This window comes from Rhizobium sp. NZLR1 (assembly GCF_017357385.1).
Classification (GTDB): Bacteria; Pseudomonadota; Alphaproteobacteria; order Rhizobiales; family Rhizobiaceae; genus Rhizobium.
On sequence record NZ_CP071632.1, the window covers coordinates 1,978,067 to 1,998,900 of the forward strand.

24 protein-coding genes and 1 tRNA gene are annotated in these 20,834 nt (G+C 60.7%); 15 read left to right on the forward strand and 10 right to left on the reverse strand.

The genetic code is table 11. From position 1 onward, the window contains the following. The 3 genes from J3O30_RS09880 to J3O30_RS09890 all read left to right on the forward strand — a co-directional run bounded on the left by J3O30_RS09880 (nucleotide 1) and on the right by J3O30_RS09890 (nucleotide 1,788). Entirely contained in the window at nucleotides 1–387 is a 387-nt protein-coding gene (locus J3O30_RS09880; RefSeq protein ID WP_207583975.1) for an Mth938-like domain-containing protein, read from the forward strand. Nucleotides 388–389: 2 nt separating this feature from the next. Continuing rightward, on the forward strand, nucleotides 390–1,247 hold the full coding sequence (locus tag J3O30_RS09885; protein ID WP_207583976.1) for a phytoene/squalene synthase family protein: 858 nt from the start codon (nucleotides 390–392) through the stop codon (nucleotides 1,245–1,247). Between the two features lie 73 nt (nucleotides 1,248–1,320). Next, entirely contained in the window at nucleotides 1,321–1,788 is a 468-nt protein-coding gene (locus tag J3O30_RS09890) for a hypothetical protein (RefSeq protein ID WP_207583977.1), read from the forward strand. Nucleotides 1,789–1,795: 7 nt separating this feature from the next. Here the strand turns inward: J3O30_RS09890 and trmFO are convergent, their stop codons facing one another. From trmFO to J3O30_RS09905, 3 genes are all read right to left on the reverse strand, one after another. Continuing rightward, nucleotides 1,796–3,202, reverse strand: a complete 1,407-nt coding sequence (trmFO, locus tag J3O30_RS09895) for a methylenetetrahydrofolate--tRNA-(uracil(54)-C(5))-methyltransferase (FADH(2)-oxidizing) TrmFO (protein WP_207583978.1) — start codon at nucleotides 3,200–3,202, stop codon at nucleotides 1,796–1,798. Between the two features lie 120 nt (nucleotides 3,203–3,322). Next, complete coding sequence (locus tag J3O30_RS33720) at nucleotides 3,323–3,466, reverse strand: DUF1127 domain-containing protein (protein ID WP_003539017.1); 144 nt, start codon at nucleotides 3,464–3,466, stop codon at nucleotides 3,323–3,325. A 302-nt stretch (nucleotides 3,467–3,768) separates the two neighbouring features. Then, nucleotides 3,769–3,915, reverse strand: a complete 147-nt coding sequence (locus J3O30_RS09905) for a DUF1127 domain-containing protein (protein ID WP_007628510.1) — start codon at nucleotides 3,913–3,915, stop codon at nucleotides 3,769–3,771. A gap of 870 nt (nucleotides 3,916–4,785) precedes the next feature. Here J3O30_RS09905 and J3O30_RS09910 point away from each other — a divergent pair. The 5 genes from J3O30_RS09910 (at nucleotide 4,786) to J3O30_RS09930 (ending at nucleotide 8,994) form a co-directional block, all read left to right on the forward strand. After that, nucleotides 4,786–5,889 (forward strand): DUF2157 domain-containing protein, encoded by a 1,104-nt coding sequence (locus J3O30_RS09910; RefSeq protein WP_207583979.1) that lies wholly within the window; start codon nucleotides 4,786–4,788, stop codon nucleotides 5,887–5,889. Next, nucleotides 5,886–6,476 (forward strand): GDYXXLXY domain-containing protein, encoded by a 591-nt coding sequence (locus J3O30_RS09915; RefSeq protein ID WP_207583980.1) that lies wholly within the window; start codon nucleotides 5,886–5,888, stop codon nucleotides 6,474–6,476. The genes J3O30_RS09910 and J3O30_RS09915 overlap by 4 nt, the downstream gene beginning before the upstream one ends. Before the next feature lie 152 nt (nucleotides 6,477–6,628). Further along, nucleotides 6,629–6,713: transfer RNA gene (locus tag J3O30_RS09920), tRNA-Leu, on the forward strand. 199 nt (nucleotides 6,714–6,912) lie between these two features. Then, complete coding sequence (gene tig, locus J3O30_RS09925) at nucleotides 6,913–8,397, forward strand: trigger factor (RefSeq protein ID WP_207583981.1); 1,485 nt, start codon at nucleotides 6,913–6,915, stop codon at nucleotides 8,395–8,397. Between the two features lie 174 nt (nucleotides 8,398–8,571). Further along, nucleotides 8,572–8,994 carry a nuclear transport factor 2 family protein gene (locus tag J3O30_RS09930; RefSeq protein ID WP_207583982.1) on the forward strand — a complete coding sequence of 141 codons (423 nt, stop codon included), beginning with the start codon at nucleotides 8,572–8,574 and terminating at the stop codon, nucleotides 8,992–8,994. A 91-nt stretch (nucleotides 8,995–9,085) separates the two neighbouring features. Here J3O30_RS09930 and J3O30_RS09935 read toward each other — a convergent pair whose 3' ends face one another. The 5 genes from J3O30_RS09935 to map all read right to left on the reverse strand — a co-directional run bounded on the left by J3O30_RS09935 (nucleotide 9,086) and on the right by map (nucleotide 15,089). Next, nucleotides 9,086–10,870 (reverse strand): radical SAM protein, encoded by a 1,785-nt coding sequence (locus J3O30_RS09935; RefSeq protein ID WP_207583983.1) that lies wholly within the window; start codon nucleotides 10,868–10,870, stop codon nucleotides 9,086–9,088. A gap of 155 nt (nucleotides 10,871–11,025) precedes the next feature. Next, a complete protein-coding gene (locus tag J3O30_RS09940) occupies nucleotides 11,026–11,829 on the reverse strand; it encodes an endonuclease/exonuclease/phosphatase family protein (protein ID WP_207583984.1) in 804 nt (267 codons plus the stop codon). A gap of 62 nt (nucleotides 11,830–11,891) precedes the next feature. Continuing rightward, on the reverse strand, nucleotides 11,892–13,298 hold the full coding sequence (sthA, locus tag J3O30_RS09945; protein ID WP_207583985.1) for a Si-specific NAD(P)(+) transhydrogenase: 1,407 nt from the start codon (nucleotides 13,296–13,298) through the stop codon (nucleotides 11,892–11,894). 119 nt (nucleotides 13,299–13,417) lie between these two features. Further along, nucleotides 13,418–14,245 carry a DNA repair protein RadC gene (radC, locus tag J3O30_RS09950; protein ID WP_207583986.1) on the reverse strand — a complete coding sequence of 276 codons (828 nt, stop codon included), beginning with the start codon at nucleotides 14,243–14,245 and terminating at the stop codon, nucleotides 13,418–13,420. 7 nt (nucleotides 14,246–14,252) lie between these two features. Further along, the gene (gene map, locus J3O30_RS09955) at nucleotides 14,253–15,089 is read right to left on the reverse strand and encodes a type I methionyl aminopeptidase (protein WP_207583987.1); all 837 of its coding nucleotides are present in this window, start codon (nucleotides 15,087–15,089) and stop codon (nucleotides 14,253–14,255) included. Nucleotides 15,090–15,286: 197 nt separating this feature from the next. Here map and J3O30_RS09960 point away from each other — a divergent pair, with 197 nt between their 5' ends. From J3O30_RS09960 to J3O30_RS09970, 3 genes are all read left to right on the forward strand, one after another. Continuing rightward, a complete protein-coding gene (locus J3O30_RS09960; protein ID WP_246762743.1) occupies nucleotides 15,287–15,997 on the forward strand; it encodes a TetR/AcrR family transcriptional regulator in 711 nt (236 codons plus the stop codon). Nucleotides 15,998–16,125: 128 nt separating this feature from the next. Beyond that, nucleotides 16,126–16,299 (forward strand): hypothetical protein, encoded by a 174-nt coding sequence (locus J3O30_RS09965; protein ID WP_207583988.1) that lies wholly within the window; start codon nucleotides 16,126–16,128, stop codon nucleotides 16,297–16,299. Beyond that, the gene (locus tag J3O30_RS09970; protein WP_207583989.1) at nucleotides 16,296–16,622 is read left to right on the forward strand and encodes a DUF6105 family protein; all 327 of its coding nucleotides are present in this window, start codon (nucleotides 16,296–16,298) and stop codon (nucleotides 16,620–16,622) included. Before J3O30_RS09965 ends, J3O30_RS09970 begins: the two co-directional genes overlap by 4 nt. On the opposite strand, the gene ruvX is transcribed toward J3O30_RS09970, so the two are convergent. Further along, nucleotides 16,565–17,053, reverse strand: a complete 489-nt coding sequence (gene ruvX, locus J3O30_RS09975; protein WP_207583990.1) for a Holliday junction resolvase RuvX — start codon at nucleotides 17,051–17,053, stop codon at nucleotides 16,565–16,567. The two genes, J3O30_RS09970 and ruvX, sit on opposite strands and share 58 nt — an antisense overlap. 228 nt (nucleotides 17,054–17,281) lie before the next feature. On the opposite strand from ruvX, the gene J3O30_RS09980 reads away from it, so the two are divergent. The 4 genes from J3O30_RS09980 to J3O30_RS09995 all read left to right on the forward strand — a co-directional run bounded on the left by J3O30_RS09980 (nucleotide 17,282) and on the right by J3O30_RS09995 (nucleotide 20,257). After that, nucleotides 17,282–17,986, forward strand: a complete 705-nt coding sequence (locus tag J3O30_RS09980; RefSeq protein ID WP_207583991.1) for a metal-dependent hydrolase — start codon at nucleotides 17,282–17,284, stop codon at nucleotides 17,984–17,986. A 69-nt stretch (nucleotides 17,987–18,055) separates the two neighbouring features. Then, nucleotides 18,056–18,343 (forward strand): Asp-tRNA(Asn)/Glu-tRNA(Gln) amidotransferase subunit GatC, encoded by a 288-nt coding sequence (gene gatC / locus J3O30_RS09985; protein ID WP_049734290.1) that lies wholly within the window; start codon nucleotides 18,056–18,058, stop codon nucleotides 18,341–18,343. Between the two features lie 56 nt (nucleotides 18,344–18,399). Beyond that, on the forward strand, nucleotides 18,400–19,881 hold the full coding sequence (gatA, locus tag J3O30_RS09990; protein ID WP_207583992.1) for an Asp-tRNA(Asn)/Glu-tRNA(Gln) amidotransferase subunit GatA: 1,482 nt from the start codon (nucleotides 18,400–18,402) through the stop codon (nucleotides 19,879–19,881). A 100-nt stretch (nucleotides 19,882–19,981) separates the two neighbouring features. After that, a complete protein-coding gene (locus J3O30_RS09995; protein ID WP_207583993.1) occupies nucleotides 19,982–20,257 on the forward strand; it encodes a hypothetical protein in 276 nt (91 codons plus the stop codon). Between the two features lie 51 nt (nucleotides 20,258–20,308). Here J3O30_RS09995 and J3O30_RS10000 read toward each other — a convergent pair whose 3' ends face one another. Next, nucleotides 20,309–20,566, reverse strand: coding sequence for a YjhX family toxin (locus J3O30_RS10000; RefSeq protein WP_207583994.1), 258 nt, complete (start codon nucleotides 20,564–20,566; stop codon nucleotides 20,309–20,311). Nucleotides 20,567–20,834: the final 268 nt, after the last annotated feature.

The following is a 20,834-nucleotide window of genomic DNA, read 5'->3' on the forward strand; positions in this document are numbered from 1 at the left end:
ATGGCAAAAGGCATAGAAATCCGCGCCGCGCATTTCCCCGGGCGCGCGCCGATCGATAGCTACGGCAATGGCGGGTTCCGCTTTGCCGATATGTCTCATCGCGGCTCGATCCTTTGTCTTCCCTCCGGCATTCACGGTTGGGACATGGATATGTCGAAACCGCTGTCGCCTGAAAATTTTCGGCGTGTGCTCGATGAGGCTGACGAGATCGAGGTTCTGCTTGTCGGCACCGGAACCGAGCTTCGCCGTCTGCCCGAGGAATTGAAACTGGCGCTGAAATCGCGTGGCATCTCCTCCGATCCGATGAGCACCGGCGCGGCGGTACGCACCTTCAATATCATGCTCGCCGAGCAGCGCGCCGTCGCTGCGGCATTGATCGCGGTCTGACGATGGCTGAAGCCAATAGTGCGACGAACCAGGAGATCTGCCTGGCGATGCTCCGTGACAGCGACCGCGACCGTTATCTTGCCTGTCTTTTGTCGCCGGAGGAAAAGCGCGGCGCGCTTGCAGCTCTCTATGCCTTCAATGCCGAGCTTGCCCGCATCCGTGATCTCGTGCACGAGACTTTGCCCGGCGAGGTGCGGCTGCAATATTGGCGGGATCTGCTGGAAGGCAGCGCACACGGGTCGACGGCAGCCAATCCCGTCGCCGCCGCACTTCTGGCGGCGATCGAAACCCATCGCCTTCCGCGCAAGACGCTGATCGACATGATCGAGGCCCGCACCTTCGATCTCTATGATGATCCGATGGAAACGCGTCTTTCACTCGAAGGTTATGCCGGCGAGACGGCATCAGCCCTCATTCAGCTTGCAAGCCTCGTGCTGTCGCCTGAGGAGGCCGCACGATCGGCGAATGCTGCCGGCCACGCCGGCGTCGCCCAGGCTGTCGCTGGCCTGTTGCTGCTGATGCCGCTGCATCGCCGCCGTGGTCAGGTCTATATTCCGCTGCAGATCCTTTTCGCCACCGGGCTCGACCGCGATTCCTTCCTTGCCGGCGAAGACAGGCCACGCATCGCAGCCGCCATCGAGGCCTTCGCCGGCCTCGGTCGCGAGCATCTGGTAAAGGCGCGGGCGGCGGGGCCGATTGCGCCGGCGGTCTTTCCGGCCTTTCTGCCGGCGACCCTTGCCGAACCGGTACTCGTCAACGCGCAGAAACGCGGCGCTTTGATATTTGACCGGCCGCTGCAGTCGCCGCAATGGCGCCGCCAGTTGCAGATGGGGCTGGCCGCGGCGCGCCGCAAAATCTGACATCGGGTCAAATTCGCGCAAGTCTCGCGCGTTAGAAGGCTTGAACCGCTACCCCATTGAACGGAGACTCGGCGTGGGCATTATCGTCTGGTGCGTTCTTTTCACCATCGTTATCTTCTTTGCTTTTGTGGCAACGCGCATGGCTGCGCAAAACAAGGAAGACGGCCTGCACGATACAGGCCTCGCCATCATCGAGTTCGGCCGCGCTTTTCCGACCGAGGCGATCCGCCAGTTGCAGGCAACGGAAAACGGCCAGGCCATCTTCGTGCGTCTGCACGACAACAAAGCGGGCTTCATGCGCAATATGTCACGCCACTTCGCCTGCCATCTGATCGAGCCAGGCCGCGTGCGCGTCGTCAGCTCGCAAACGGGCAGGGGCCTGGTGATCGACTTCCTCGATGCACCCCATCACAACGGCGATTTCGAATTTGCTTCCGCTAAAGAATCCTCGGAAGTGGCGCTCTGGCTGCTCGGCAACTATATCGCCGAGCCGGATAAGGACCTGCCGCCGAGCCATATCTCGGCGGCGAACAAGCAGTAGAAGTGCTTTAGCCGAGCCAGGCGGCGCAGTCTGCAAGCGCGCGGCGTGCGATCAACTGCCGTTTCATGATCGTCTTGTCCTTGCCGCGGAAACGTTTGACGCCCTCGGGCTTGACGATCGAACCCGGCTGGAGCTCCGGAAACAGCCCGAAATTGATGTTCATCGGCTGGAATGATCGTTTACCCGGCTCCTCGTCGGTGACGATATGCCCACCGGTGATATGACCGAGCAGCGAGCCCAGCGCCGTCGTCGCCGGCGGCAGCGAGATCGCCTCGCCTTTGCGTTCGGCGGCGGCGAAACGGCCGGCCATCAGCCCGACGCTGGCGCTTTCCACATAACCTTCGCAGCCGGTGATCTGGCCGGCGAAACGCAGGCCGGGCCGCGATTTCAGCGTCAGCGACGGGTCGAGCAGGGTGGGGGAATTGATATAGGTGTTCCGGTGAAGACCGCCGAGACGGGCAAATTCCGCATTTTCCAGGCCGGGGATCATCCGAAAAATTTCCGCTTGCGCGCCATATTTCAGCTTCGTCTGGAAGCCGACCATGTTGTAAAGCGTGCCGAGCGCATTGTCCTGCCGCAGCTGCACGACGGCATAGGCCTTGACCGTCGGGTTATGCGCGTTCGTCAGCCCCATCGGCTTCATTGGCCCGTGGCGCAGGGTCTCGCGGCCGCGTTCGGCCATCACCTCGATCGGCAGGCAACCGTCGAAATAAGGCGTGCCTTCCCATTCTTTGAAACCGACCGTGTCGCCTGATATCAGCGCGTCGACGAAGGCATTGTACTGCGCCTCGTCCATCGGGCAATTGATGTAATCCTTGCCGGTGCCGCCGGGGCCGACCTTGTCGTAGCGCGACTGATACCAGCAAATATCCATGTCGATGCTCTCGCGGTACATGATCGGCGCGATGGCGTCGAAGAAGGCGAGCGAATCCTTGCCGGTTTCTGCCTGGATGGCGCTTGCGAGTGACGGCGCCGTCAGCGGCCCGGTGGCGACGATGGCAAGATCCCAGTCCCTTGGCGGCAGGCCGGTGACCTCTTCCCGCACGACCGTGATCAGCGGGTGGTCATGGATCGCCCTCGTCACCGCCTCGGAGAAGCCATCGCGATCGACGGCGAGCGCGCCACCTGCCGGAACCTGGTGCCGATCGGCAGTGGCCATGATCAGTGAGCCCGCCATGCGCATCTCGGAATGGATGACGCCGACGGCATTGCTGGTCGCATCGTCGGAGCGGAAGGAATTGGAGCAGACGAGTTCGGCAAGGCCGTCGGTTTTATGCGCATCCGTGCCGCGCACCCCGCGCATTTCATGCAGGATGACGGGGATGCCGGAGCTGGCGATCTGCCAGGCGGCTTCCGAACCGGCAAGCCCGCCGCCGACGACATGGATGGGGGAATAGGAGGAGATCGTGTTCATTCCGGGCTGATATCATGTCGGCAGGTGCGATCCAACACCCCGGAATCAAAAACGGCGCCCTGGGGCGCCGTCTTGGGAGCATCACGCTCGCTATTAGCGGCCGTTATTAACGGCCGGCTATTAGCGGAACGAGCGGGATGCGATATTGCGGATGTCGTAGCGGCTGACGCCGATATCGGACAGGGTCTGGTTCGAAAGGCCGCCGAGTTCATTGAGCGTACGGCGGTAGCTGAGCCAGCTTCTTGCAATGCGGATCGGGTTCATTGTCTTTTTCCTCTAACATATGTCCGCTGGATGGCGGGATCGCCTATCTCTCTGCGGTTGATGTTTATATAGGCGAGAACCGTCCTATTGTGCAGTGCAAATAAAAGGCGTCTGCCATGCAATTGTGCAGTGTGATGCTCGTCAATTAGGCGGTGGATATTTTTTGTGCGGGCTAACGAAAGCGGCAAAACAATGCAACCGCCGCAGCAGCCGCATGCAGACAAACGAAAACGCCCGCTGTGGGTACAGCGGGCGTTTCAATCAGAACGATCCTGCTTGGGAGGAGCAGCGGATCGCCTGGATTAGCGGGAAGAAGCCTCACGGGCAACGCGATTAATGTCCGAACGGTCGATGCCGAGATCGTGCAATTCGCGGTTGGTCATGCGGCCAAGTTCCGTGATCGTCTGACGATACTTGCGCCAGTTATTGAAAGAGCGAGAGAAGTTCATGTTAAGCCCCTTTCTGAGGGTTTCATCTGCCAGCAGCCGCCGATCGGCGCTGACCTCTATTTGATGACCAGAATATATGTTGCGGCGCGAAAGACTAAAACAGCCAAGTTTTCAGATCACCTATGCGATGCATGCAATGCTCTAGGGGTGTTTGACGCAGATTTTCCGTTTTTTGGTCAACGAATAGGCAGAATGGCTTTCAGGAAAGCAATCCCGTTTGGAGGACCGAACCGGTGCCATTGCTCAAAAACGCCGCTGCTTCCGGCGGTTCCGCCCATATATCCGCTATAAGAACGCATTCCGCCGCCGGATCGAAGTTGCCCATCTGTCCGCAGCGTTGCCGGTGCGGTGTGACGGCAATGCGGCAGGCCGGCGCCAAACGGCGGAAATCCTCGGACCGCCAATGCTTTAATTCAGTTTTTGCCGAACAAAAACGCCCGCCGGGGGAGGATCCGGCGGGCGCGTTATGGTGACCGGCAACTGGGAGGAGGAGTGTTGCCAGCCTATCGCAGCGCGCTGGGAGGAGGAGTGCGCGGCTGCGAATATCGTCACGGACCAAGAGATCCGCGGGCGTCCGGCTGAAGCCGGGCCGGGGCGCCATCCCCGTGCTTCTATGGTTCGATAAATAGTATGACTAATGATTATTTTGCAGTGCAATAAACTCATGAGTGATATGCGATCGGCGCATACCTCTCCGTCCATATGCTGATATTAGCGCTTCTGAGGTTAGCGGCCGGTTAATGCTCGGTACAAGTTAGACCAATGAGGAAGTTGTATATTTGCGCAAGAGCGTTTGCGAACACCCGTGCTGCGTCTATAACGGCGTGAGCCGTAGCGCCGCAGCGGCGTTGCGGAAATGAGGGGTGGAGCATGTATCGCGGCAGATTGGAGCGGGATCTCTCACTCTGGGTAGGCAAGGGCCTGCTGGGGCAGGAAACGGCAGGCGCGCTTCTCGCCGAATATGACAGCCGCCCGGCAAGCTTCAGCCTCGGGCGGGTGCTGATGGCGCTGGCGGCGGTACTGCTTGCAGCCGCCATCCTGCTGGTCGTCGCCTCCAACTGGGAGGCTATTCCGCGCCTCGTCCGCGTCGGCGTCATCCTTGCCCTGATCTGGGTGGTGCATATTGCCGCCGCTCGGATGCTCGCCCGCGGTGCGACAGCGGCGGCAAGCGGCTTGCTGATCATCGGCGCGATGAGTTTCGGCGGCGCCATCTCGCTGGTCGGGCAGATGTATCATCTCTCCGGCGATGAGCAGACGGTGATGTATCTCTGGTTCGCGATTGCGACGATTTCCGCGATCCTGTTCCGTTCGGGCGCAGTGGCCGTCGTCGCCGGCTTCCTCTCCTGGGCGTCTTTCGCCGTCTATCTCGAGAATCACGACACACATTGGATAGGACTCGATCCCTGGATGGCGCCGGTTATGGCGGTGATCATTATCGGGCTGGTGCGGTATACCGGCGCCGAGCGGGCCCGCCATCTGGCCTATCTGCTTTTGATCGGTTGGCTTGCCTGGCTCTATACGCTTTATGAGGAAATCGCCGTGGCGCTCGCCTTCGCGATCGGCGGCATGGCGGCCTTCGTCCTGACGGCATTGCCGCTCCCGCGGATTACCTCCCTGCTCAGGAGCGCCGGTGCGGCCCCGGCCTTCTACAGCTTCCTTGTCGCTGCGATCGGCTTGCTGCTGCTGCATTTCGAAATCGAGGACGGCTGGCGGCTGGTGGTGCTCGGCCTGGCGACGCTTGCCGCTTCAGTGCTGGCGATTGCCCTGCATGGCAGGGACAACGGTGCGGTGCGTTATCTCGCCTACACCACGTTTGCCGCCGAAATGCTTTATCTCGCTTCCGTCACGGTCGGCTCGATCCTCGGCACGTCGAGCCTCTTCCTGTTCTCCGGTCTCGTGGTCGCACTGGTTGCCTGGATCGTCATCCGTCTCGAGCGGCGTTTTTCGGCGAATGCACAGGGGGAGCGCGTATGAGCTCGTTCATGGCAAGGCTGCAATCCGGAAAGGGCTATCTGCTTTCGGCGATCGTCGTCGCCGGCCTGCAGACCCTTATCCTCGGCACGATCATCCAGAGCCGGGCGTCAATCCTCGCCGATGGCGCCGAGGTGCTGCTGAAAACGGCGCCGGTCGATCCGCGCGATTTCCTGCGCGGCGACTATGTCGTCTTGAACTACGACATTTCCTCGGTGCCGGTGCAGACGGTTTCCGGCGGTATTCCGGTCGAGCCCGGCGAGCGGACTTTATGGGTCCGGTTGAAGAAGCAGGAGGATGGTTTCTGGACGGTGACCGAATCGTCCTTTCACGGACTGCCACCGCTACCGGAGACGGTGATTCTGCGCAGCCAGCCATTCTACAGTGGCGGACTGGCCGCGGCCGACAGCATCCGCGTCGAATACGGTATCGAGCGCTACTACGTTCCCGAAGGCGAGGGCAAGCCGATCGAGGAGGTTCGCACTGACGGCAATGTCGCAATCGCGGTGCGCGTTTCGCCAGCGGGAGGCGCACAAATCCGCAGTCTTCTCGTTGACGGCAAGCCGGTTTACGACGAGCCGCTTTACTGATCCGGCGGCAGTTCGGAAGAAGACGGCTTCCGGGCGGGAAATCCCTGTCATTTGCCGTTCATTTTTCCTTTGCCTCGACCAAATCGGGTGATATAGAGACGCCGCGCTCCGGAAGGCCTCATGTGCAGGCATAAGCATGCGGTTTTGTGAACGCGGGTATGGTGAAATTGGTAGACACGCCAGATTTAGGTTCTGGTGCCGCAAGGCGTGGGAGTTCAAGTCTCTCTACCCGCACCAAGCTGTTTGCAGGCGGGAGACTAAAATCGGTTGCCGCAGGGCAGCCGAGAGTTATCCCGAATAGCCCGCGAGTGCCGTTCCCCCTTGGGCGGAATGATACAGGAATTGGGAAAAGCCACGCGCGGCACTCGGCCGGCGTCGTGCTCATTGAAACGAACGGCGTCTGGGCACGGCCGCCACGAAATGAAGGTAGGAAGACATGCAGGTTATCGAAACGCTCGCTGAAGGGCTGAAGCGCGAAATCAAGGTCGTTATCCCGGCCAAGGACATGCAAGACAAGATGAATGAGCGTCTTGCCGATGTGAAGGACAAGGTTCGCATCAACGGCTTCCGTCCGGGCAAGGTACCCGCTGCTCACCTGAAGAAGGTCTACGGCAAGTCGATCATGGCCGACCTCGTCAACGAGATCGTCCGCGAGCAGCCGTCCGCCATCCTGTCCAGCCGCGGCGAAAAATCGGCCACGCAGCCGGAAATCGCCATGACCGAAGACAAGGATGAAGCTGACAAGATCCTCGCCGCCGAGCAGGATTTCGAATTCACGCTCTCCTATGAAGTGCTGCCGCCGATCGAACTGAAGTCGGTCAAGGGCATCAAGGTCACACGCGAAGTCATCGACATCTCGGACGACGAAGTCAACGAGCAGGTCCTGAAGGTCGCCGAAAGCGCTCGCGCCTACGAGACCAAGACCGGCAAGGCCGCGAACGGCGACCGCATCACCATGGACTACGTCGGCAAGGTCGACGGCGAAGCCTTCGAAGGCGGCACCGACCAGGGCGCCGAACTGGTGCTCGGCTCCGGCCGCTTCATTCCTGGCTTCGAAGACCAGCTCGTCGGCGCCAAGGCTGGCGACGAGAAGACCATCACCGTGACCTTCCCGGCTGACTATCCGGCCAAGAACCTCGCCGGCAAGGAAGCGACCTTCGACGTATCGGTCAAGGATGTTGCAGCACCTGCCGCTGTCGAGATCAACGACGAACTCGCCTCGAAGCTCGGCATCGAATCCGCCGACCGCCTGAAGGAAATCGTTCGCGGCCAGATCGAATCGCAGTACGGCTCGCTGACCCGCCAGAAGCTGAAGCGCCAGATCCTCGACCAGCTCGACGAGATGTACAAGTTCGAGACCCCGAACTCGCTCGTCGATGCCGAATACAACGGCATCTGGAGCCAGGTGAACAACGACCTCGCCCAGTCCGGCAAGACCTTCGAGGACGAAGACACGACCGAAGAGAAGGCACGTGAGGAATACAAGACGCTCGCCGAGCGTCGTGTCCGCCTCGGCCTCGTTCTCTCCGAAATCGGCGAAAAGGCCGGCGTCGAAGTCAGCGAAGACGAAATGCAGCGTGCGATCTACGAACAGCTGCGCCAGTATCCGGGCCAGGAAAAGCAGATCCTCGAATTCTTCCGCAGCCAGCCGGGTGCCGCCGCGTCGATCCGCGCGCCGATCTTCGAAGAGAAGGTCATCGATCACCTGCTGACCGAAATCGACGTCACCGACAAGAAGGTGACCAAGGAAGAGCTGCTCGCCGAGGAAGAAGGCGAGGCTAAGACTGAGACCAAAAAGGCCGCCCCGAAGAAGAAGGCTGCCGCCAAGGCCGAAGCTGCCGACGCCGGCGAAGGCGAGGAAGCCGCTCCGAAGAAGAAGGCTGCTCCGAAGAAGAAGGCGGCTGACGAAAGCGCCGAATAATCGCTTTTCAGTTCTGAAGTCTGCAAGGCCTCGCCATCGTGCGGGGCCTTTTTCTATTATCCGGGGCCGTTCAGTCTCGAGGGTCTCCCACTATCGAGTTGTATTCCCGGCAACAGATAGTTGCGTTAAAGTATAATTCGATGCAGATTTCGCTGACGGTGGGAGGACCGGAAAATGACCGCAAAACATGACATGAAGAAATGCGTGGAAGAAATCTACGCTGTGCGCGACCGCGGCGATATCGAGGGCACGCTGGCGCTGATCGGCGAGGATTGCACCTTCCGGATGGCCGGCAATACACGGTTGGCGCCTTTTTCAACTGAATCCGGCGGGCATGCCTTTCGCCAAGTGATAGAGCAACTCATCACTGTGTGGGATCTATCCAATATCAAGACAGTCGGCATCTATGTGGACGAGGACGAGCATATGGTCTTCGCCCATCGCGAGGGTGAGGTCAGGCACATCCCATCGGGTGCGAGCTTCTATACGGAATTCGTCGACAAGATCCATTTCAGGGACGGGAAACCGGTCAAGATCGTCGAATTCGTCGACACACTGCAAGTGGCCGAGACAAGTCAGATAATCCAGGTCGCTTAGCGTAACGGAAGTCGGAGCTCCAGGCTTCGACTCCGTTGTCGTCAATGATTCCGGCTGACAGCGTATGAGCCGCCGCTGCAAGAGATGCCGGTCAATGCGCGGCAGATCGGCCGTGGGTCAGTTCCGCCACCTTGCGAATATGGTTGACCGCCGCGGTGCCGCCAGCGGTCTTGGTGAAGAGGCTGAGTGTCTCTTCCTCATCGTCGGCGACCGGCGTCAAGGCCTGATCCATATAGGTCTTCGACTTGGCATCCCGTGAGATCAGGAATGCCGAAATCGTCAGGCCGATGATCGTACCGGCAAGCGAAGCATGTTTTCGGAAGGTTTCCCAGGCAAAGCGCGGCCAGAACACCAGCGGATTTTCGCGCGGCAGGTCCGGGCGCCGCTCCGCCGGCGTCTTCAGGCGCAGCAAGCCGCTTTGCAACGGATGCACATTTTCCAGCGGCACGGTGGTTGCGAAGGAGACGAGAACCTTGACGAGCCTTGCGAGCGGTACCCCGGTCGCCACAGCACGGCGCAGCAGGGTCTTCATGTGCTTCGGCGAATAATAGAGCGCCCAGGCCTCGTGATAGATGTCTTCCCACTCCTGCTTGCTCATCTTCGGATGTGCCGTGCAGACGTGCTCGACATCGTAGATGTTGAGATCCGCATCCATCTCGATGCCCTTCTTCCACAACACCTGATGGTCCTCGGAACCGGGCAGCGGCGTCAGGATGAAGAATTCGATGACGTCGAGCGGCAGTTCGTCCTGGATGATCGCGATGTCGCGGCGGATCGATTCCGGCGTGTCGGCGGGGAAGCCCAGGATATAACCGGCCAGCGTCATGATGCCCTGCGCCTTCCAGGCGAGCAGCATTTTGCGGTATTCGGTAATCTTGTTCTGGTTCTTCTTGGCCGCTGTCAGATTGTCCGGATTGACGTTTTCGAGGCCGATGAAGACGCGGGTAACGCCAGCGCGCCGGGATTTCTCGATGAAATTGGGAATCTTGTGGCAGAGCGTGTCGACCTGGATCATCAGGCCGAGCGGAATGCCGTCCCGCTCCTTGAGTTCGATCAGCCTGTCGAAAATCGCCTCCCAATCCTTGTTGCGGGCGAAATTGTCGTCGGTGATGAAGAATTTGTGGATGCCCTGCGCCCAGTTCATCCGCACCAGCTTTTCGACGTCGTCAGCCGAGCGGAAGCGCGACTTGCGTCCCTGCACGTTGATGATGGTGCAGAACGAGCACTGGTAGGGACAGCCGCGTCCGGCATCGAAGCTGGTGCTGAGCCCGAGCGTGCGCTGGATATTGTCCTTCGGCAGGAACGGAACCGGCGTGCCGCCGATGCCGGGAAGGTCGTTCATGAAATTGTAAAGCGGCTTCAGCTCGCCGGCGGCCGCATCACGCAGCACCATCTCCAGCCGCCCTTCGGCTTCACCGGCGAACATCGAGATGCCCATGTCACGGCAGGCGTCGAGCCCCACCGCCTGGCCATCCAGCATCGACAGGCAGCCGGAAACATGGAAACCACCGATGGAAACCGGCAGGCCGGCCTCGCGGAACGGCCGGGCGATATCAAGCGCGCGCGGATACTGATTGGTCTGAACGCCGACCAGCGAGATCATGCCGAAATTGTCGTGGCGCTTGAACTGTGCGAGCAGCCCGGCGACATCGATCCGCGTATTGGTCTCGTCGATCACGGTGATATCGATCGCGGTGTCGGGCCCGAGCACCTGACGCTCGGCACATTCGGCGGCGATGCCGTAGAGCGCCGCGAGCGAATTGGAGGGAATCATCGCCCGCCACCAGCGGATGACGTAGCCGTCATCGTCATAATGCGACGGCTTGATCAGGATCAGCTGAAAACGTCGACGCGCAGCTTCCAAGACATGGGACAAGAGTATCTATCTTTCTTCAGAAGCTTTTGCCGGAGCAAAATAGTGTTGAAGCCATATATCAGGCATGACGTATCAATGCGATTCAAGAGGTCAAACTAAGGCGTAAAAACGCGCGTTGCATGCAAAACGTTTCGCACGGCAACTTCTTCAATATACTACCCGACATCGAGCAGCAATGCGCGGTGGTCGGAGACCTCGGGCGCCTCGACCACCTCGAACTTGACAATGTTCACCCCCGGTGTAACCAGCATGTAATCGGCAAAGCGGCCCTGCTTCAGATAGTAGGAGGTCCGCGTGTCTGCAAGGCCGTTTCCGGTGACGAGATCCGAAAGCCCTAATCTGGCGAGAATCGTAAAGGTCGCGCTGTCAGGCAATACGTTGAAATCACCGCAGACGACGAGCCCTTCGTCGCCCGGCCAGATCCGCTCGATGAGCGCCGCCAGCGCTGCGGCCTGTTCCTGGCGCGCCGCCGTATCGCCCTTGCCTGCGGGATCGCGCAGGCCATGCATGTGGGCGATGGTCACGGTAGAGGCGCGCTCATGGCTGAAGAGACGGATGCAATGGGCGTTCCGTGGCCGCGGATGTTCGCCCCAGCCATTGGCGGAAAAACTGCCATGCACGAAGTCCAGCCCTTGGGTAATGACCGAATACGATTTGCGCACGAAGGTCGCCAGCCCGAATTCGGCGGTAATGGCAGTATCGCCGTTAAACAGCTCGCCTCTCGATGTCGGGCAGAAGAAGCCGTCGTGGCCGGGCAGGGCGGCGCTGATCTCTGCAAACAGATTGGCGCGCTGGGGCAGCTCCAGTCCCGCATCCCGATAGATCGACCATCGGTCATCCGCACCCGGCGCCCGCAGCACCTCCTGCAGGCAGAGCACATCCGGATCGGCCTGCGCGACATAGTCGATCAGGGCCTCATGCAGCCTGCCGCCCCATGCATTCAGCGAAATGATGCGCAATGCCGTTCGGCTCCGTTTTGACGGCCGGATTTACACGAAAGCCCGCCGTCTATGAGAGACCCTCAGAGTTCCGACTTGATGTCGCCCATCCGGTTCCAGGCGTCGAGGCCGGCGATCTTGTAGGCTTCGGCGAGTGTCGGATAGTTGAAGGTGTTTTCGACGAAATATTCGACCGTGCCTTTGAGATTGAGCACCGCCTGGCCGATATGCACCAGCTCGGTGGCGCCTTCGCCGACGATATGCACGCCGAGCAGGCGCCGCGTCTTCAGCGAGAAGATCAGCTTCAAAAGCCCGGTGTCGAGGCCCATGATATGACCGCGCGAGGTCTCGCGGAAGCGGGCGATGCCGCATTCATAGGGAATGCCGCGCTCCTTCATCTCTTCTTCGGTCAGGCCGCAGGTGGAAATCTCCGGCACGGCATAGATACCGTAGGGGAAATATTTCGGCGGTTCCTTGGCGACCGCGCCGATTGCGACGCGGGCAGCGATGCGGCCCTGTTCCATCGAGGTCGAGGCAAGGCTCGGAAAGCCGACGACGTCGCCGGCGGCGTAGACGTTGGCAACCGATGTCTGGAAGGTTTCCGGATTGACCTTGAGACGGCCGCGGCTGTCGGCTTCGAGGCCGATGGCTGGTAGGTTCAGCGCATCGGTCGCCCCCAAGCGGCCAGCGGCGAACAGCACCATGTCGGTCGTCAGGCGCCGTCCGCTGTCGAGCGTCAGCTCGACCTTGCCGCCTTCCAGCGTCTCCACCTTGTCGGCCTTCTGGCCGAGCAGCAGCTTCATGTTGCGGTCGCGCAGCTGGTAGGTGAAATCCTCGACGATTTCCTTGTCGATGAAGTCGAGCATCGTCGCCTTCGGGTCTATCACGGTGACGGCCGTGTCGAGCGCACTGAAGATCGTCGCATATTCGATGCCGATGACGCCGGCGCCGATGACGACCATTGAGCGCGGCAGCTCCTGGATATCGAGCAGTTCGTCGCTGTCGAGAACGGTCTTGCCGTCGAAGGGTATGTAATCGGGGCGGAACGGCTTCGTGCCGACTGCAAGCAGCACGCTGGCGCCGGTGACCTGGGTAATCTCACCGTCATCCTTGATCACCTGCAGCGTCGATGGATTGATGAAGCTCGCCTTGCCGCGAATATGCTGCACGCGGTTGCGGGCGAACTGGTGTTCCAGCACCTCGACCTCGTGGTTGAGCGTAATCAGCAGGCGTCGGCGCAGATCATCTGCACTGATCTCTTCCTTGACGCGGTAAGACCGGCCGTAGAAGCCGCGTTCGCGCCAGCCGGAAAGATTGAGCGCGGTCTCGCGCAGCGTTTTGGAGGGGATGGTGCCGGTATGCACGGACACGCCGCCGACGCGTTTGCCCTGCTCAATGACAAGCACTTTCTTGCCGAGTTTTGCAGCCTGGATCGCGCCGCGGCGCCCTGCAGGACCGCTACCCACCACAACGAGATCGTACTGAAGCATCATCTGGCCCCGGATTGGAAAAGGAATCATTTGCGACGCAAAGATGTCGCCCGTCTATCGGTAGCCGGTCAATGTTACAGATTGTTTTACGACCGCCGATTCAGCCGCCCCTGCGCTTTTCAGATCAGCTTCAGCCCCTTCAGGCTGACATGGCCGTCCTTGCCGATGATGATGTGGTCGTGGACGGTGATATCGAGCGCCTTGGCCGCCTCGATGATCACCTTCGTCATGTCGATGTCGGCGCGTGACGGCGTCGGGTCGCCGGAGGGGTGGTTGTGGACGAGGATCATCGCCGTTGCCGAAAGCTCGAGCGCGCGTTTCACCACCTCGCGCGGATAGACCGGCGTGTGGTCGACCGTGCCGCGGCCCTGGACCTCATCGGCAATCAGCACGTTGCGCTTGTCGAGGAAGAGGATGCGGAACTGTTCGCGGGTCTCGTGCGCCATGGCGGCGTGGCAGTACTCTATAACTGAGGACCACGAGGAGAGAATCTGCTTGCTCCTGAGCTCGCTCTTCAGGGTTCGGTGGGCAATCGTCGAGATCAGCTTCAGGTCGAGCGCCACTGCTTCGCCGACGCCCTTTATCTCCGTCAGCAAAGCCGCCGGCGCGCCGAAGACGCCGGAGAGCGAGCCGAACCGTTCGATCAGCGCCTTGGCGATCGGCTTGGTGTCGCGCCGCGGGATCAGGCGGAAAAGCAGCAGTTCGAGGATTTCGTAGTCGGCAAGCGCGGTGTCGCCCAGCTCGCGGAAGCGGTCACGCAACCGCTCGCGATGGCCGTGATAATGTTCTTGGCCGGCGAGCGAGGCGGGCAGGGCGGCCTTGGCATTCGGCACGGACGGTTGTTGCGAGCGTCCGCCGAAGAACGAGCGTTCGTCGGCGGCAATGGGCTCCTGCGTCTCGAAAGGCAGCTCGTCGTCGGAAGATGTCGCAACAGGCCGCTTTGCCATCGGATCGTCACCCGGCAAACGACGGCAGGCCGGGGCGATCGAGCCCACCCGGCGACAGGGTGAAGATCTCGCAGCCGCCCGAGGTAACGCCGACGGTATGTTCGTACTGCGCCGAAAGCGACCGGTCGCGGGTTACCGCCGTCCAGCCGTCGGCAAGAACCTTCACATGCGGCCGGCCGAGATTGATCATCGGCTCGATGGTGAAGATCATGCCTTCGCGCAGCTCGGGCCCCTCGTTGGCGCGGCCGTAATGCAGGATATTCGGCGAATCGTGGAACAGCCGGCCGACGCCGTGGCCGCAGAAATCGCGCACCACCGAACAGCGCTCGGCCTCGGCATAGGTCTGGATCGCCTCGCCGATTGCGCCGGTGCGGGCCCCGGGTCTGACGGCACCAATACCGCGCATCAGCGCTTCATAAGTAACCTCGAGCAATCGCTCGGATGCGCGCTTGATCGTGCCGACGGGGTACATCCGGCTCGAATCGCCGTGCCAGCCGTCGAGCACGAAGGTGACGTCGATATTGACGATATCGCCTTCGCGCAGCGGCTTGTCGTTCGGAATGCCGTGGCAGACGACATGGTTGATCGAGGTGCAGGTCGATTTGGTGTAGCCGCGATAGTTCAGTGTCGCCGGCTGGGCGCCGTGATCCATCCCGAAATCGAAGACGAAGCGGTCGATGTCATCGGTCACCAGCCCCGGCTTGACGATGTCGGCCAGCGCATCGAGGCAGCGCGCCGTCAGCTGGCACGCCTTACGCATACCCTCGAATGCTTGCGCGTCGTAAAGCCGAATAGCGCCCGTATTCTTCGAGGGCGCGGAAGAGGCTTCGATATAGTTCACCATTGCAGGGCCTTAGCGGAGAATATTAGAATTGTTCATAATGCAGCTATGCCGGGTTCGTCCATCGCGATCAACCGCCCGGACGAGATTTCTGAGCAGATCCGATCGCTCCGGTATGCAGTCTTCTGCATCCTTTTCTCCCCAAATCATTGGCCGGGATGGAATATCCACAGTCTTCCCAAGGGGATAGGATTGATCGGATGATGCCGCCCCGCTACTCACCGATTGGTGACAGCGGGGAAGGGTCGGTCGTGCTTGATGAAGCGGCAAAATTTGAAATTTCGTCCGAGCCCGGCGGCGAGCCGGAACGACGCGTGCGTGATCGCGGCGCCACCGAGCGGGCAATCCTTGCCGGCGCCAAAGGCCTGCTGGCCGAGGAAGGCTTCCAGAATTTCGGCATCAATGCGGTCGCGCGCCGCGCCGGTTGCGACAAGCAGTTGATCTATCGCTATTACGGTGGTCTCGACGGACTGGTCGAGGCGATCGGCGCCGATCTTGGCACATGGGTGAAGGATCGCATTCCGGAAGACGCCGGCGGCATGTTCCTGCTCACCTATGGCGACCTGATGGAGCGGCTGTCGCTTCTCCTTCTCGACGCCTTGAGAAACGATCCGCTGATGCGCCGCATCCTCGCCTGGGAAATATCGGAAAACACCGAGCAGGTGAGGCGGCTGTCGGAAGCGCGTTCGAAGGCGCTGGCTCTCTGGCTGGAGCGCATGCGCGGCTCGCTGACGCCGCCGAAGGGCGTCGATGCAACAGCCGTCAACGCCGTCGTCATCGCTGCGATCCAGCACCTCGTGCTTGCCGCCTCGGCCGGCGGGCAGTGCGCCGGTCTGTCGCTGAAGACATCAAAGGATTGGGAGAAGGCGGCGATGGCGCTGAAGCGCGTCGTGCGCGGCGTCTACGGCTAATACCTGTCTTATCCACAGGGGCGGCTGCCGCGTTAACCTTAACAAATGGTTTACGTTGCCTGGCCGCAGTTAACCCGACAGTGTGGTGGCGAGCAGAGATGGAATGAGTAGAGCCCCGAGTTGACGCCATGGGAACCAAAATCGCCAAAGCCTTGTTTTTCGTAACGGCGATGATGTTTTTCGCAGTGCTGGCGCTGGATATCGCAATTCCGACGCTGGTGCTTTGCGCCATGGCATTGTCGACCTGGTTGGTCTCCCTCGATCTGCCCGTCTCGCGCAAGCATGGAGGAGAGGCCGCATGAGGTGGTTTCTGGTCTTCTGGGCCGGCCCTATCGTCTTTCTGGGCGGATGGTACTGGCTCTCTTATTACGACATGAGCTTCGGCATTTTCATGTTGACGCGGCAGGTGCATGACCTGACGTTCCAGCTGTATGGCGAGGTATTGGGAATTCCGCCGGAGAGCATCCCGCCGCTCGTTGCCCGCGCGATCGCAGTCGACAGCCTTGTCGTCTTCGCCATCATGGGCTTCCGGAAACGCCAATCGATCATTGCCTGGTGGAAGGCGCGTCAGCTGAATTCGTCTTCCGACCTTGCCAGCAAGGAAAGCCTGTCGAGCGCGCCCTGAAGGATAAAGCTTGCCGCGGCCGAATCGATCCGTTCGGCCCGCTTGGCGCGCGACACGTCCATTTCAAGCAGCGTCCTCTCGGCCGCCACCGTCGATAACCGTTCGTCCCAATAGACGAAGGGCAGGGCTGTCTTCTGCTCCATGTTACGCACGAAGGCGCGCGTTGCCTGCACCCGCGGACCCACCGATCCGTCCATATTCATCGGCAGGCCGATGACGAAGCCTGCGACCTTTTCCGCTGCCGCGAAATCCAGCAGCGCCTGGGCATCGATGGTGAACTTAACGCGCCGGATCAGCGTGCGGGGCGTGGCGAAACGCCGCCCGAGATCGGACATCGAAAGCCCGATCGTCTTGGTGCCGAGATCGAGGCCGGCAATCGCCTGCCGCGGGGCAAGCGTCTCGGCCATTTCCTCGATCGTCAGCACCGTCATCGCCATTTCATCCCGTCAAAAGAAATTGAAGTCGCCGCTGCTTTTCTTTGCGGCCGCATAAGATATGTCCTTAGAGCATGATGCCGAAAAGTGTGAACGGTTTTCGGACGACGTCATGCTCCAATTCCCTGATTGAGATGCGGATTGAGATTGAGGCTGATCCGGCCAAGATCATCCGGATTTCCCATCGAAACCCGCTTTTGCATTGCGTAATAAAGGAGACATTTCATGAAGATCACCTGGCTCGGCCATTCCGCCTTCCGCATCGAGACTGGAAAGGCGAAAATCCTGCTCGACCCATTCCTCAGCTATAACGCCTCCTTTTCCGGCCAGGATATCAAGGATGTTTCGGCAGGCGTCACCCATATCCTGCTGACGCATGGCCATGGCGACCATGTCGGCGATACCGTGGCGCTTGCCAAGGAAACCGGCGCCGTCGTTCTCGCCAATGCCGATCTCGCCGCCTGGCTCGGCTCCAGGGGCGTCGACAAGATCGAGATGGGCAATACCGGCGGCACGATCGCGCTCGGCGGCTTCTCGGCGACCTTCACCAATGCGCTGCACTCCTCCGCGCATATCACCGAGGACGGCGTCTCGCATGCGCTCGGCAACGCCAACGGCCTGATGCTGCATTTCGACGACGAAGCCTCGATCCTTGCCATGGGCGACACCGACATCTTCTCCGACATGGCGCTGATCAATGAATTGCACCAGCCCGATATCGGCCTCGTGCCGATTGGCGACCGCTTCACCATGGGCGGCGCCGTGGCAGCCCTTGCCTGCCGGCGCTATTTCAGCTTCAAGACCGCGATCCCTTGCCACTACGGTACCTTCCCGATCATCGAGCAGACGGCCGATAAATTCGTTGCCGGCATGGAAGGATCGGAGACTGATGTGAAGGCGCTGAAGCCCGCCGAGAGCCTGTCGATCTGACGAAATCCCGTTGCACCGGGCGGACATGGCCTTTATAGCGGGTAGGAAAAATCCTATCCGGAGAATGCCATGTCCGTCGACCTTGCCACCGTGAAGCGCGTTGCCCACCTTGCCCGCATTGCCGTCTCCGAAGACGAGGCAAATCGCATGGTCGGCGAGCTGAACGGCATCCTCGGCTTCGTCGAGCAACTCTCCGAAGTCAATGTCGATGGCGTCGAGGCGATGACATCCGTCACCCCGATGGCGATGAAGAAGCGGACCGATGCGGTGACCGACGGCAGCAAGGCCGCCGATATCGTCGCCAATGCCCCCGTCACCGACCACAATTTTTTCCTGGTGCCGAAAGTCGTCGAATAGGGCTCAACGCCTCTTTCCGACCCTGTTGCCATTTCCAGATCTGAAGCGAAAATACGATGAGCGAACTCACCAGCCTGACCATTGCCGAAGCCCGCCAGAAGCTGCGCGCCAAGGAGATCACCGCACTCGAACTGACCGAGGCCTATATCTCGGCGATCGATGCGGCCAATGCTCATCTGAATGCCTATATAAAGGTCACGCCCGATCTCGCCCGGGTCATGGCGAAGAACTCCGACGAGCGTATCGCTGCCGGCAAGGCAGGCGATCTCGAGGGCATTCCGCTCGGCATCAAGGATCTTTTCGCCACCGTCGGTGTGCACACCCAGGCTTGCAGCCACATTCTCGACGGTTTCGAGCCGCGTTATGAATCGACCGTCACGCAGAACCTCTGGGATGACGGCGCCGTCATGCTGGGCAAGCTTAATATGGACGAATTCGCCATGGGTTCGTCCAACGAAACCTCGCACTACGGCCCGGTGATCAATCCCTGGCGTGCTGCGGGCTCCAACCAGCAGCTCGTTCCGGGCGGCTCCTCCGGCGGCTCAGCAGCAGCCGTCGCCGCGCATCTTTGCGCCGGCGCCACCGCGACCGATACCGGCGGCTCGATCCGCCAGCCGGCCGCTTTCACCGGCACCGTCGGCATCAAGCCGACCTATGGCCGCTGCTCGCGCTGGGGCACGGTCGCCTTCGCCTCCTCGCTCGACCAGGCGGGCCCGATCGCCCGCGACGTGCGCGACGCCGCAATCCTTTTGAAGTCGATGGCAAGCGTCGACGCCAAGGACACGACCTCGGTCGATCTGCCGGTGCCGGATTACGAGGCAGCTCTCGGCCAGTCGCTGAAGGGCATGAGGATCGGCATTCCGAACGAATACCGTGTCGATGGCATGCCTGAGGAAATCGAGACCCTCTGGCGCCAGGGCATCGCCTGGCTGAAGGATGCCGGCGCCGAAATCGTCGACATCTCGCTGCCGCACACCAAATACGCCCTTCCGGCCTATTACATCGTCGCTCCCGCCGAGGCATCCTCGAACCTGGCGCGCTACGACGGCGTCCGGTACGGCTTGCGCGTCGACGGCAAGGATATCGTCGACATGTACGAGAAGACGCGGGCTGCCGGCTTCGGCAAGGAAGTCAAGCGCCGCATCATGATCGGCACCTATGTGTTGTCGGCCGGTTATTACGATGCCTATTACATCCGCGCCCAGAAGGTCCGGACGCTGATCAAGCGCGATTTCGAACTCGCCTTCGACGCCGGCGTCGATGCCATCCTGACACCGGCAACACCGTCGTCTGCCTTCGGCGTCGCCGATGAGAACCTCGCTTCCGATCCGGTGAAGATGTATCTGAACGACATCTTCACGGTGACGGTCAACATGGCGGGCCTGCCGGGCATCGCCGTGCCCGCTGGCGTCGACCAGAAGGGCCTGCCGCTCGGGCTGCAACTGATCGGCAAGCCGTTCGACGAGGAAACCCTTTTCAAGACCGCCCACGTCATCGAGCAGGCAGCCGGCCGGTTTACGCCGGCGAAGTGGTGGTAACGAATCCAACGATCCGGCTCTTCCACGAGCGGCGTCGACCTCGAAAAGGTGCATCTTAAGAAGCGGCTGGCTGATCGATAACGGGAACCAGGAGGAGCTTATGGCGAGCATTGATCTTGCGCGATTGATCGAGGCAATCGACAGTCTTGCTGCCGCCGGTTTCACCATGGGCGCGGATTGGCAGGCGGTACACGAAATCTGCCAGCGCCACGAAGGTCAACAGCCGTTCGACTGGGGCCATGCGCTTTGCCATCGCATCGAGGGCGACGACTGGAATGCCGATTACTGGTATCGCCGAGCCGGCAAGACGCGCGGCACGGGCACGATGGCCGACGAATGGTCGGCGATGCGGTCGGAACTTTCCGCAAAGGCTTGAGACGACACCCTGACCGCGCCGGTTCGAGCGTAGTCAGGGTGGCTGAGTGCATTACCTGTTGTTCAATTGCGCCCTGACCAAACTCAGTCCTCTTTCGGTGATCCGGTAGGGCTGGCCGCTGGAGGACTTGATCGCTCTCAGCCGCTTCAGCCTGCGAAAGAGATCGAGATCGACGCCGGGATAGAGCCAGCCGTCGCGGGTGAAGCAACTGACTGCCTCGATCTTCCTGTCGTCGTCGCGAGAAATTTCGATGCGGCCGCCTTGGGCCATGAGATGCAGGATGCGCTGCTCCGTGCGGGAAATGTCCATGTGTTGAGATCCGGTATCGCGCCCTGCAGGGCGCACAAAAACGATCTGGCGCTCTTTCGAACGTCAGGGCTTCGTTTTTTTCGGGCCCATGCGCGCAAGCGGACTTGCGGGCAGGGCCTTTACCGGGTCTGTGACAGGCTCAACATAAAACACCTCGATAAGGTTTTTTATTCAGCGCGGAAATGGTGGTCAAGACCGTGCTTGCCGATCAAACCGGCTGAGTACCGCAGTTTCCAGCCATCACCCCCCAGGGGGTACTGGTAAATTC

Excerpts from the sequence above, each read along its gene's own strand:
- J3O30_RS09880 (WP_207583975.1), top strand. The coding sequence starts at position 1 with ATGGCAAAAGGCATAGAAATCCGCGCCGCGCATTTCCCCGGGCGCGCG.
- J3O30_RS09885 (WP_207583976.1), top strand. The coding sequence starts at position 390 with ATGGCTGAAGCCAATAGTGCGACGAACCAGGAGATCTGCCTGGCGATG.
- trmFO (WP_207583978.1), bottom strand. The coding sequence starts at position 3,202 with ATGAACACGATCTCCTCCTATTCCCCCATCCATGTCGTCGGCGGCGGG.
- J3O30_RS33720 (WP_003539017.1), bottom strand. The coding sequence starts at position 3,466 with ATGAACCCGATCCGCATTGCAAGAAGCTGGCTCAGCTACCGCCGTACG.
- J3O30_RS09905 (WP_007628510.1), bottom strand. The coding sequence starts at position 3,915 with ATGAACTTCTCTCGCTCTTTCAATAACTGGCGCAAGTATCGTCAGACG.
- J3O30_RS09910 (WP_207583979.1), top strand. The coding sequence starts at position 4,786 with ATGTATCGCGGCAGATTGGAGCGGGATCTCTCACTCTGGGTAGGCAAG.
- J3O30_RS09915 (WP_207583980.1), top strand. The coding sequence starts at position 5,886 with ATGAGCTCGTTCATGGCAAGGCTGCAATCCGGAAAGGGCTATCTGCTT.
- tig (WP_207583981.1), top strand. The coding sequence starts at position 6,913 with ATGCAGGTTATCGAAACGCTCGCTGAAGGGCTGAAGCGCGAAATCAAG.
- J3O30_RS09930 (WP_207583982.1), top strand. The coding sequence starts at position 8,572 with ATGACCGCAAAACATGACATGAAGAAATGCGTGGAAGAAATCTACGCT.
- sthA (WP_207583985.1), bottom strand. The coding sequence starts at position 13,298 with ATGCTTCAGTACGATCTCGTTGTGGTGGGTAGCGGTCCTGCAGGGCGC.
- radC (WP_207583986.1), bottom strand. The coding sequence starts at position 14,245 with ATGGCAAAGCGGCCTGTTGCGACATCTTCCGACGACGAGCTGCCTTTC.
- map (WP_207583987.1), bottom strand. The coding sequence starts at position 15,089 with ATGGTGAACTATATCGAAGCCTCTTCCGCGCCCTCGAAGAATACGGGC.
- J3O30_RS09960 (WP_246762743.1), top strand. The coding sequence starts at position 15,287 with ATGATGCCGCCCCGCTACTCACCGATTGGTGACAGCGGGGAAGGGTCG.
- J3O30_RS09965 (WP_207583988.1), top strand. The coding sequence starts at position 16,126 with ATGGGAACCAAAATCGCCAAAGCCTTGTTTTTCGTAACGGCGATGATG.
- J3O30_RS09970 (WP_207583989.1), top strand. The coding sequence starts at position 16,296 with ATGAGGTGGTTTCTGGTCTTCTGGGCCGGCCCTATCGTCTTTCTGGGC.
- ruvX (WP_207583990.1), bottom strand. The coding sequence starts at position 17,053 with ATGACGGTGCTGACGATCGAGGAAATGGCCGAGACGCTTGCCCCGCGG.
- J3O30_RS09980 (WP_207583991.1), top strand. The coding sequence starts at position 17,282 with ATGAAGATCACCTGGCTCGGCCATTCCGCCTTCCGCATCGAGACTGGA.
- gatC (WP_049734290.1), top strand. The coding sequence starts at position 18,056 with ATGTCCGTCGACCTTGCCACCGTGAAGCGCGTTGCCCACCTTGCCCGC.
- gatA (WP_207583992.1), top strand. The coding sequence starts at position 18,400 with ATGAGCGAACTCACCAGCCTGACCATTGCCGAAGCCCGCCAGAAGCTG.
- J3O30_RS09995 (WP_207583993.1), top strand. The coding sequence starts at position 19,982 with ATGGCGAGCATTGATCTTGCGCGATTGATCGAGGCAATCGACAGTCTT.
- J3O30_RS10000 (WP_207583994.1), bottom strand. The coding sequence starts at position 20,566 with ATGGACATTTCCCGCACGGAGCAGCGCATCCTGCATCTCATGGCCCAA.